At 71.2% G+C, this 10,956-nt stretch carries 8 protein-coding genes; 1 reads left to right on the top strand and 7 read right to left on the bottom strand.

Features of this window, described 5'->3' with window-relative positions:
* Positions 1-55 precede the first annotated feature (55 nt).
* The 5 genes from B7L92_RS16955 to B7L92_RS16975 are packed head-to-tail and all read right to left on the bottom strand — an operon-like array spanning position 56 to position 5,874.
* Positions 56-739: a hypothetical protein gene (locus B7L92_RS16955; protein WP_081238435.1), complete on the bottom strand. Its 684-nt coding sequence runs from the start codon at positions 737-739 to the stop codon at positions 56-58.
* Positions 736-2,253, bottom strand: a complete 1,518-nt coding sequence (locus B7L92_RS16960; protein ID WP_081238436.1) for a GH39 family glycosyl hydrolase — start codon at positions 2,251-2,253, stop codon at positions 736-738. The genes B7L92_RS16955 and B7L92_RS16960 overlap by 4 nt, the downstream gene beginning before the upstream one ends.
* Positions 2,250-3,908: an ABC transporter substrate-binding protein gene (locus B7L92_RS16965; RefSeq protein WP_081238437.1), complete on the bottom strand. Its 1,659-nt coding sequence runs from the start codon at positions 3,906-3,908 to the stop codon at positions 2,250-2,252. The genes B7L92_RS16960 and B7L92_RS16965 overlap by 4 nt, the downstream gene beginning before the upstream one ends.
* Positions 3,909-3,952: 44 nt before the next feature.
* Entirely contained in the window at positions 3,953-4,825 is an 873-nt protein-coding gene (locus B7L92_RS16970) for a carbohydrate ABC transporter permease (protein ID WP_081238442.1), read from the bottom strand.
* Between the two features lie 56 nt (positions 4,826-4,881).
* Complete coding sequence (locus B7L92_RS16975) at positions 4,882-5,874, bottom strand: ABC transporter permease (protein ID WP_081238438.1); 993 nt, start codon at positions 5,872-5,874, stop codon at positions 4,882-4,884.
* Between the two features lie 262 nt (positions 5,875-6,136).
* On the opposite strand from B7L92_RS16975, the gene B7L92_RS16980 reads away from it, so the two are divergent.
* Positions 6,137-7,168, top strand: coding sequence for an acetylxylan esterase (locus B7L92_RS16980; RefSeq protein WP_081238439.1), 1,032 nt, complete (start codon positions 6,137-6,139; stop codon positions 7,166-7,168).
* A 174-nt stretch (positions 7,169-7,342) separates the two neighbouring features.
* On the opposite strand, the gene B7L92_RS16985 is transcribed toward B7L92_RS16980, so the two are convergent.
* Positions 7,343-7,639 carry a hypothetical protein gene (locus B7L92_RS16985; RefSeq protein ID WP_081238440.1) on the bottom strand — a complete coding sequence of 99 codons (297 nt, stop codon included), beginning with the start codon at positions 7,637-7,639 and terminating at the stop codon, positions 7,343-7,345.
* Between the two features lie 249 nt (positions 7,640-7,888).
* Positions 7,889-10,612: an aconitate hydratase AcnA gene (gene acnA, locus B7L92_RS16990; protein ID WP_081238441.1), complete on the bottom strand. Its 2,724-nt coding sequence runs from the start codon at positions 10,610-10,612 to the stop codon at positions 7,889-7,891.
* Positions 10,613-10,956: the final 344 nt, after the last annotated feature.

The raw sequence follows: 10,956 nt of genomic DNA on the forward strand, positions 1-10,956 counted from the left end.
GGCCACTGCTCGGGGTTGTAGTCGCCGCCGTAGGGGATCTTCGGGGTGCGGGGCGTCATGCGGTGAAGTCCTTCTCGGTCTCGGCGATCACCGGACGGCTGCCGTGCAGCAGGGACAGCAGCAGCGGGGCGGCGAGCAGGGCGGGCAGGGCCTCGGTGAGCAAGGCGGTCCCGGCGGCCGTCAGGACCAGCAGCGAGGCGGCGCCGAGGGTGGCGCGGGGGTGCCGGAACAGGAAGTAGGCGGCGAGGCGGGCGGTGTCGCGGGCGCGGAAGGCGAACAGGGCGGTGAGGACCAGGGCGTGCGCGCCCCACAGCAGGGAGCCGGCACCGGTCAGCGCCAGCAGGGCCGCCCACCAGCGGGGCAGTCCGGTGGCGGAGAAGTGGGTGAGGGTGAAGGCGATGACCGTGAGCCAGCCGAGCAGCGGTGCCCACAGCTTCAGCGCGGGGAGGGCGCCCAGCCGCCAGCCGCGCCGGAAGGCGCGGGCCGGGTGGAGGTCGGTGAGGTCGTGGCCGCGGTGGTGCAGGGCGTAGAGGGCGGCGCAGACGGCCGGGCCCAGGGGCAGCAGGCAGAGGGCGGCCAGGGGCAGGTTGGCCGGGTGGGGACCGAGCAGGAGGAGGCCGGCGAGGCCCGGCGAGGCGGCGAGCAGCAGCAGGGCCTCGACGGTGACGAGGGTGTGGATCAGGGCGGCGGCCCGGGAGAGGACCCCGGTGCCGAAGGCGTCGGCCCCCACGGTGCTCACGGCGCCTCCCCGCCGAGCAGCCGCCGCTCGTCCCACCAGGGCGGTGTCTCGTCGAGGAGGGGGGTCAGCTCGACGAGGGTGATCTCGTGGCGGGCCAGCGTCAGGGTGAGGTCGGCGCGGCCGTCCTCGACGGGCAGCCGGTGGTGGGCGCGGGCGGGTTCGGCGGCCTCGTGCAGGACGTCGAGCTGCCCGGGGCGCGGCGAGCGCGGGCTGCCCATGCGCCGCCAGGCGGTGTACGCGTTGCCGCGTTCCTCGTCGACCGAGGAGCGGCGGACGAACGCCTCGCCGCGCGGGGCGGTGCCGACCGGCACCGACAGGCGCACGGTGTGCCGGTCCGGGCCCGGGGTCCGGCCGGTCTCGTCGACGGGGGCCCAGGCGAGGACGGTGACCCGGCCGTCGGGGTGCCGGGTCACCAGGTGGTCCTCTCCCCGGGCCAGTCGCTCCTCCCCCATGCGGGCCATGAAGGCGTAGAGGTGGTAGGTGGGTTTGCGCACCTGGCGGTGGGTGAGCAGGCCGAAGCCGCCGTGGAAGAGCGCGGTCGGTATGCCGGTCTCCTCGAAGACGTCGCTGAACGTCCAGTAGGAGAAGGAGTCGGCGTGGTCGCCGCCGGCCGCCACCACCGGGGCCAGGTAGGCGGCGTGGAAGGCGGTGTCGTGGACCGGGTTGTCGGGCCGGTAGGAGGAGTTGAACTCGGTGATGTGCACCGGCAGTCCGGCCAGGCGGGTGCCCGCGAGCACCCTGCGGGGCTCGGCGAACTGGTCCAGGAGGCCGCTCGCCGGGGCCAGGGTCTGGTGGACGCCGAAGGGGACGTGCCGGGCGGGGCCGGAGGTGTAGGCGTGCCGGGAGACGAAGTCGACGGGCACGTCCCGGCGTTCGGCGAACTCGGCGAACCGCTCCAGCCAGCCGTCCGCGCCGGGCGAGAGCGCCGGGCCGCCGACCTGCAGGGCGGCGTCCACCTCCTTCACGGCGTGCGCGGTCGCCTCGTACAGCCGGTGGTAGGCCGCCTCGTCCGCGTCCTGCCAGAAGTCGGGGAGGTCGGGCTCGTTCCACACCTCGACCGGCCAGGTGCGCACCTCGTCGGCGCCGTAGCGGTCCACGAGGTGGGCGAGGACGGCGCGGACCAGGGCCGTCCACTCCTTCTCGTCGGCGGGCGGGGTGACGTTGCCCCGCCACCAGAACACCGTCTGCTCCCCGGAGGCCAGTCGGTCCGGCATGAAGCCGAGTTCGAGGAAGGGGCGGATGCCGAGGCCGAGGCAGGCGTCGATCACCTGGTCGAGGTAGGTGAACGAGTGGTGGGTGCGGCGGACTCCCTGCCACGCGTAGGGGCGGTGGATGCCCAGGCCGTCGCTGAGCAGGCCGTGGCCGCGCAGGTACCCGAAGCCGATGTCGCGCTGGAGCAGAGCGAGGGAGTCCTGGTAGTCGCGGCGCAGGGCGAGGTCGAGGCGGCCGGTGCCGACGCAGCTCCGCCAGGCGCCGGGCAGCCGGCCGCCCGGCCCGGCGGGGACGCGGATCACCCGTTCTCCTTCCGGAACCGCTCGTGGGCCTGGTTGTGCAGGTCGATGAACTGGTCCATGTTCTTCGCCCTCAGCTCGGCGAGGTAGTCGTCCCATTCCGACAGCGGACGCTTGCCGAGGGCGAACCGCAGGGTGTTCTGGGTGACGTGGTCCTTCAGCGGGGTGTCCCACAGGGTGGCCCGCTCCTGTTCCTCGGCGCGCAGCGGGTGCGGCGGGTCGACGGGCAGTTGCTCGCGGCCGGCCATGGCGTCCTGGAACTCCTTCTCGTCCGGGCCGAAGGAGGAGGAGACCAGGGCCCAGCTGCCGCCGTAGGTGAAGACGCCGTTGAAGAAGCCGAAGTCCTTCTGGAGGTCCTTGGGGGCGCCGGGGTCGGAGCCCATGAGGCTGATGCCGGGCTTCAGCTCGTACGCGCCGGGCCCGGAGCGGGTGTGGGTGACGTTCTCCACGCCCCACTTGCAGAACTCCTGGCCGGCGTCGGAGTACCACAGCCAGTCCACGAACTGCATCAGGGCGACGAAGTCGTCGCCGTCGAGCGCCTTGCTGGAGATCATCATGCCGTTCTCCAGGCGCGAGCCGCCCAGTACCACCGGTCCGGCGGGGCCGAGCGGCACCGGGATCATCTCGACGGTGGCGCCCTCGACCTGCTTGCCGAGGTTGTAGCGGTAGTTCTGCACCAGTTCCTGCGGGTTGGCGCTGATCGCGAAGGACTTCTGGGCCAGCAGCTTCTTGACCGCCTCGTCGTCGGTCTGGGTGAAGCTCTCGGGGTCCATCAGCTTCTCGGCGACCAGTTTGTGCAGGTACTCGACGACCTGGCGGTAGGCGTCCGTGGCGCCGGTGAAGACGAACTTCTCCGCCTCGGCGTCCCAGCTGGTGTTCAGGTACGACCAGCCGGCCCGCACCCCGTACGCCTGGCCGAGGTACTGGAACAGGGCGCCGACGGGGAACGGCGTGTTGGTGCTCCAGCGGTCGGAGAAGGGGTAGCGGTCGGGGTACTCCTCCTTGAGCGCCTTGAACACCTGGTACACCTCGTCCCAGGTGGTGGGCAGGCTCAGGCCGTGGCGCTCGAGGACGTCGGTGCGGAGGGCCAGCGAGTAGCCGGCCTTGACCTTCTCGTGCAGGCCGGGCAGCAGGTAGTAGCGGCCGTCGGACTGGCGCAGCGAGTCCACCTCCGGCTGGAGGCGCCACTTCTTCACCTTGGCCTGGAAGTGGGGCATCAGGTGCGCGTACTCGCTGACCGGGAGGACGGCGCCCGAGGAGACGAACGCGGTCTCCGCGCCCGGGTAGGTCTTGGGGATCAGGAGGGGGGCGTCGCCCGCGCCGATGAGCAGGCTGCGCTTCTTCTCGTAGTCGCTCAGCGGGACCGGTGTGGCCTCGAGGGTGACGCCGGTGCGCCGGGTGAGCTCCTTCCAGAACAGCCAGTCGTCCTTCATCGGGTAGACCGGGTTGTCGTTGTGCAGGAGGGTGAAGGACAGCGGCTCGGTGGCCTTGAACTGGTCGCCGACGCGGTAGTCCTTCATGGCGCCGTTCCGCTTCTTCGACAGGTCCTTGCCGCCGTCGCCGTCGTCGCCGCTGCCGCAGGCGGTGAGGCCGGCCAGGCCGATGAATCCGGCGGCGGCGAGGATCTGGCGCCGTGACAGCCGTCCGTTGTGGTTCACGAGGACTCCTTTGTTCCATCGGCGGGTCGATCGGGGGTGCGGCGTCAGCCCTTGACCGCGCCGAGCATCACGCCCGAGACGAAGTAGCGCTGGACGAAGGGGTAGAGGCAGAGGATCGGCAGCGAGGTCAGCACGATCGTGACGGCCTGGATGTTCGCCGAGACCTGGGTGAGCTGCTCGGTGGCCGCGCCGGCGCCGGTGCCCCCGGTGGCGCCCGCGAGGAGGTTGCGCAGGTAGACCGTGACCGGCATCAGCTCGGTGCGGTCCATGTAGAGGAACGCCGAGAACCAGGAGTTCCAGAAGGAGACCGAGTAGAAGAGGACCATGGTCGCCACGACCGCCTTGGACAGCGGCAGCACGATCCGCAGCAGGATGCCGTAGGTGCTGAGCCCGTCGATCTGCGCGGCCTCCTCCAGTTCGGTCGGCAGGCTCTCGAAGAAGGCCTTCATCACCAGCAGGTTGAAGACGCTGATCGCGTTGGGCAGCGCGATGGCCCACACGCTGTTCTTCAGGCCGAGGCTGGTGACGAGGACGTAGTGGGGGATCAGGCCGCCGGTGAAGAACATGGTGAACACGGCGATCCCGACCAGCGCGCCGCGCCCTTTGAGGTTCTTCTTCGACAGGACGTAGGCGTAACAGGTGGTCAGCACCATGGCGACGGCGGTGGAGACGGCCGTGTAGAGCACGGTGTTGCCGTAGTTCCGCCAGAACATCGGGTCGGAGACGACGATCTCGTAGGTGGTGAGGTTGAACCCCTTGGGCCACAGGGTCACTTCGCCGGAGCGGATCTGCCGCTCCCCGCTGAACGAGCGGGCGATGATGTTGACGAACGGGTACAGGGTCACCAGCACGACGAGCGTGAGGACGACGCCGTTGACGCCCTGGAAGACCCGGTAGCCGCGCGAGGGGCTGGTCACGGAGGGGCGGCGGGCGGCCCCGGGGCGGCGGGCGCGGCGGCCGGAGGTCACGGTGTTCACCACAGGCTCGTCCCCACGGTGCGGCGCGAGAGCTGGTTGGCCGAGGTGATCAGCACCAGGCCGATGACCGCCTCGAACAGGCCGATCGCGGCGGCGTAGCTGAAGCTGTTGGACTCCACACCGGTCCGGTAGAGGTAGGTGGAGATCACGTCGGCGGTCGGGTACGTCAGCGGGTTGTACAGCAGCAGGACCTTCTCGAAGCCGACGGCCATGAAGGTGCCGATGTTGAGGATCAGCAGCGTGACCATGGTCGGGCGGATGCCGGGCAGGGTGACGTGCCATATCTGCTGCCAGCGGTTGGCGCCGTCGATGCGGGCGGCCTCGTACAGGTCCTCGTCGATGGTGGTGAGCGCGGCGAGGTAGAGGATCGTGCCCCAGCCGGCGGTCTGCCAGATCTCCGAGCCGACGTAGATGGTGCGGAACCACTCGGGCTCCTGGATGAACCGGACCGGGTCGTGCCCGAACCAGCCCAGGACGTGGTTGACCGGGCCGTCGGTGGCGAGCATCTGCAGCGTGATGCCGGCGACGATCACGATCGACAGGAAGTGCGGCAGGTACGACACCGACTGCACGAACCGCTTCAGGGACCTCCTGCGCACCTCGTTCAGCAGCAGGGCGAGCACGATCGGGATCGGGAAGCAGAAGACGAGGGTGAGGCCGCCGATCCACAGGGTGTTGCGGAACACCTGCCAGAAGGTGGGGTCGCTGAGGAACATCTCGACGTAGCGCAGGCCCACCCAGTGCTCGCCGAGGATCGAACCGCCGGGCTCGAAGCGGCGGAAGGCGATCACGTTGCCGATCATCGGCAGATAGCGGAACACCAGGAAGAACAGCAGCGGCAGCACGGCCAGCGAGTACAGCTGCCAGTCCTTGCGCAGCGCCCGCCGCCACCCGGTGCGGGAGGGCGAACGCGTGCGGCGCGGCGGGGTCCTCGACGGCGGGGGGGCCTGCGTGCCGGGGGGCGGAGCCGACGTGGTGGAGGTGCTCATAGTGCTCGGGCCTTCCGTGCCGTAGGACGCAGAACCGAAACTTTCGAGCTTTTGTCGGTGACCTCGCGGCAACCTAAGGGGAGCAGTAAGCGCTGTCAATGGGTGGTACACGCTGGGTTTTTGAGAGAGCTGAGCAAGGTCGGACCGATATCTCACCCAGGGCGAGGGGCGGTTCCGCCCCGTTACGCTCCCCGGAACTTTCTGGCAGTATCCCGCAACGATCGGCCCTCCTGTCCGCCCCCACCCTGCGAGGTGTGCCCCCGTGCCCGCGTTCGACCTGCCCCCGGCGGAACTGGAGCGCCACCGCCCGGACATCGAGGAACCCGCCGACTTCGACGCCTTCTGGGAGGCCACCCTGGAGGAGGCGTCGGCCGAGGGGGATCCGCTGGTCTCGTCCCGCCCGGTGGAGAGCGGGCTGCGGCTGACCGAGACCTGGGACGTGACGTTCCGCGGCTTCGCCGGCGACCCGGTGCGCGCCTGGTTCAGCCTCCCCCGCGCCCCCGGCTCCGCCCGGGCCGGGGGGAGCTCCGCGGCCCGGGCGGCCGGCGCCGTACCGGCGGTCGTCGAGTACGCCGGCTACGGACGCGGACGCGGTCTGCCGCACGAGCGGCTGACCTGGGTGAACGCCGGGTACGCGCATCTGCTGATGGACAACCGGGGCCAGGGCGACCAGTACGGCTGCGGCGGTGACACCCCCGACCCGCACGCCACCGCGCCGGGCGGCCCCGGCCCGGCGGTCCGCGGGCTGCTCGCCCCGCGGGACTACCACTACCGCCGGCTGATCACCGACGCGGTGCGCGCGGTCGCCGCCGTACGCGCCCTGCCGGGCGTGGACCCCTCGCGGGTCGCGGCGGTCGGCAACAGCCAGGGCGGAGGACTCGCGCTGGCGGTGGCGGGGCTGGTGCCGGACCTGGCGGCGGCGCTGGTCACCGCCCCGCTGCTGTGCGGCATCTCCCGCGCCCTGGACCTCACCGACACCGGCCCGTACGGCGAGATCGCCGCCTACCTCTCGGTCCACCGGGGCGCCGAGGAGGCCGCCCGCCGCACGCTCTCCTACGTCGAGGGCGTCTCCTTCGCCCGTCGCGCCCACGCCCCGGCCCACTTCGGGGTCGGCCTGCGCGACACGGTCTGTCCGCCGAGCGGGGCGTACGCCGCGTTCCACCACTACGCGGGCCTGACGGGCGCGGAGCCGGCCAAGGAGATCCACGCCTACCCGTTCAACGGGCACGAGGGCGGGGACGCGGTGCACGTGCGGCGCCAACTGGACTGGCTGCGCTCCCTGCTGGGCCCCTGAGGGGGGCCGCCGCGGTGACGGCGCGTCGGGCCGTCACCGGGACCGCCCCCCCGTGCGGCGGTCCGGCCGTCACCGGGACGGTCCCCCGTGCGGCGGTCCGGCCGTCACCGGGACGGTCCCCCGTACGGCGGTCCGGCCGTCACCGGGACGGTCCCCCGTACGGCGGTCCGGCCGTCACCGGGACGGTCCCCCGTACGGCGGTTCGGCCGCCCGGCAGGACAGGGTCGTCCCGCCGTCCCCGCCGGGGCCGGGGAGGGCCCGGTCGGCCGGCCGGCCGGGCACCGGCACGCCGCCGGTGCCGGTGACGGTCACCTCGGACCGGTGGCCGCCGGCCCCGCCGCCCGTCGCCACCGCCAGCCCGGCGGCCGGCAGGGCCGCGAGCAGGGCGACCAGGACGAGGAAGAGGGTTCTGGCACGGACGGAGAGGGCCGGTCGGAGGACGGGCTCACCTCGAGGGCTCGTCGTGGTCATGACACACCTGTCGCTCGCTGCGGGTCTGTCGGGTCCTGCACATGGGTCCGCGGAGCCGGGCGAGGGGGGCGCTCCGACGGCGGGTTCCGGTCCACCGGGGATGGGAGCGCTCCCACCTCACCCGTGAGGGGAAGGTAGCGCCGAGCGCTCCCGTTGTAAACGCCCGCAGCGGCGAGGGCCGCACCCCCGTCACCGGGGATGCGGCCCTCAACCGTCCTGCGCGACCGCCTGGTTGCGGCCGTGACCTGCTTACTTGCGGATCAGGCTGCGCAGCACGTACTGCATGATGCCGCCGTTGCGGTAGTAGTCCGCCTCGCCGGGGGTGTCGATGCGGACGACCGCGTCGAACTCGACGCCGGTGTCGGTGGTGACCTTCACCGTGCGCGGGGTGGTGCCGTCGTTGAGCTCGGTGACGCCGGAGATGGAGAAGGTCTCCTCACCGGTCAGGCCGAGGGTGTCGGCGGAGTGGCCCTCCGGGAACTGCAGCGGCAGGACGCCCATGCCGATGAGGTTGGAGCGGTGGATGCGCTCGTAGGACTCGGCGATGACGGCCTTGACGCCGAGGAGCGCGGTGCCCTTGGCCGCCCAGTCGCGGGACGAGCCGGAGCCGTACTCCTTGCCGGCCAGGACGACCAGCGGGACGCCGGCGGCCTGGTAGTTCTGCGAGGCGTCGTAGATGAAGGAGACCGGGCCGCCCTCCTGCGTGAAGTCGCGGGTGTAGCCGCCCTCGGTGCCCGGCGCGATCTGGTTGCGCAGGCGGATGTTGGCGAACGTACCGCGGATCATGACCTCGTGGTTGCCGCGGCGCGAGCCGTAGCTGTTGAAGTCGCGGCGCTCGACGCCGTGCTCCGTGAGGTACTGGCCGGCCGGGGTGTCGGCCTTGATGGCACCGGCCGGGGAGATGTGGTCGGTGGTGACCGAGTCGCCCAGCTTGGCGAGCACCCGGGCGCCGGCGATGTCCTCGACCGGGGCCGGCTCCATGCCCATGCCCTCGAAGTACGGGGGCTTGCGGACGTAGGTGGACTCCGGGTCCCACTCGAAGGTGTCGCCGGTCGGGATCGGCAGCGCCTGCCACTGGGCGTCGCCCGCGAAGACGTCGGAGTAGGACTTGGAGAACATGTCCTCGCCGATGGCGTTCGCCACGACGTCGTTGACCTCGGCCTCGGACGGCCAGATGTCCTTCAGGAAGACCGGGTTGCCGTCCTGGTCCAGGCCCAGCGACTCCCGGGTGATGTCCACCTTCATCGAGCCCGCGAGGGCATAGGCGACGACCAGCGGCGGGGACGCCAGGTAGTTCATCTTGACGTCGGGGTTGATCCGGCCCTCGAAGTTGCGGTTGCCGGACAGCACCGAGGTGACGGCGAGGTCGTGGTCGTTGACGGCCTTGGAGACCTCCTCCGGCAGCGGGCCGGAGTTGCCGATGCAGGTGGTGCAGCCGTAGCCGACGAGGTTGAAGCCGACCTTGTCGAGGTACGGGGTCAGGCCCGCCTTCTCGAAGTAGTCGGTGACGACCTTGGAGCCCGGGGCGAGGGTGGTCTTCACCCACGGCTTGCGGGTCAGGCCCTTCTCCACCGCCTTCTTGGCCACCAGGGCGGCGGCGACCATGACGTACGGGTTGGAGGTGTTGGTGCAGGAGGTGATGGCCGCGACCGTCACCGCACCGTGGTCGAGCGTGTAGGTCGTGCCGTCGGGGGCGGTGACCTCGACCGGGTTGGAGGGCGCGCCGTTGGAGATGGCCGGGGCGTCGGAGGCCGGGAAGGACTCCTTGCTGGCCTCGTCGACGTCGCCGCCGTCCTTGACGTAGTTGCGCACGTCCTGGGCGAACTGGGCCTTGGCGTCGGCGAGGACGATGCGGTCCTGCGGGCGCTTCGGGCCGGCGATGGAGGGGACGACCGTGGACAGGTCCAGCTCGAGCTTCTCGGAGAAGTCCGGCTCGGCCTTCGGGTCCAGCCAGAGGCCCTGCTCCTTGGCGTACGCCTCGACCAGCGCGACCTGCTGCTCGCTGCGGCCGGTCAGGCGCAGGTAGCTCAGCGTCTCGTCGTCGATCGGGAAGATCGCGGCGGTGGAGCCGAACTCCGGCGACATGTTGCCGATGGTGGCGCGGTTGGCCAGCGAGGTGGCGGCGACGCCCTCACCGTAGAACTCGACGAACTTGCCGACCACACCGTGCTTGCGCAGCATCTCGGTGATGGTGAGCACCAGGTCGGTGGCGGTGGTGCCCGGCTGGAGCTCACCGGTGAGCTTGAAGCCGACGACGCGCGGGATCAGCATGGAGACCGGCTGGCCGAGCATGGCGGCCTCGGCCTCGATGCCGCCGACGCCCCAGCCGAGGACGCCGAGGCCGTTGACCATGGTGGTGTGCGAGTCGGTGCCGACCAGGGTGTCGGGGTACGCCTTGCCGTCGCGGACCATGACGACACGGGCCAGGTGCTCGATGTTCACCTGGTGGACGATGCCGGTGCCGGGCGGGACGACCTTGAACTCGTCGAACGCGGTCTGGCCCCAGCGCAGGAACTGGTAGCGCTCGCGGTTGCGGCCGTACTCCAGGTCGACGTTCTGCTTGAAGGCGTCGTTGGTGCCGAACTTGTCGGCGATCACGGAGTGGTCGATGACCAGCTCGGCCGGGGCCAGCGGGTTGATCTTCGCCGGGTCGCCGCCCAGCTCCTTGACGGCCTCGCGCATCGTGGCGAGGTCCACGACGCAGGGCACGCCGGTGAAGTCCTGCATGATCACGCGGGCCGGCGTGAACTGGATCTCCTGCGACGGCTGGGCCTGCGAGTCCCAGCCGCCCAGGGCGCGGATGTGGTCGGCGGTGATGTTCGCGCCGTCCTCGGTGCGGAGCAGGTTCTCCAGCAGCACCTTCAGGCTGTAGGGAAGGCGCGCGGAGCCCTCGACCTTGTCCAGCCGGAAGATCTCGTACGACTCGTCGCCCACCTGCAGCGTGCTGCGGGCGTCGAAGCTGTTCGCCGACACGACAGTCTCCTTCATTGATGTGCGCGTACCACCACGATCCTGCCGCCACGGCATCTCGGCCGATCCGCTAAGGTATGGCTAAGTTAGGTAACCCTTACCGGTGTGGCAGCTGCGGTGCTCCTCGGCAGATATCTCGATGTCGAGATAACTCTAGTACACGGCGCTCGAATGGTCATGCCCGGACCCGGTACATCCGGCCCGGCACTCGCTCCGCACGCCCCGTCCCGGGTTCCCCGCCCCGGCCACCTCACCGCCCCGTCCGGCCCGTCCTGCCGCCCGTTCCGGCCACCTCGCCCGTCTTGCCGCCCCACCCCGGCCGCCTCGCCGCCTCATCCACCCGCTCC

The organism is Streptomyces viridosporus, assembly GCF_002078235.1.
Classification (GTDB): domain Bacteria; phylum Actinomycetota; class Actinomycetes; order Streptomycetales; family Streptomycetaceae; genus Streptomyces; species Streptomyces viridosporus.

Coding starts and splice junctions, on each gene's coding strand:
- B7L92_RS16975 (WP_081238438.1), bottom strand. CDS start 5,874: ATGAGCACCTCCACCACGTCGGCTCCGCCCCCCGGCACGCAGGCCCCC.
- B7L92_RS16985 (WP_081238440.1), bottom strand. CDS start 7,639: ATGACCACGACGAGCCCTCGAGGTGAGCCCGTCCTCCGACCGGCCCTC.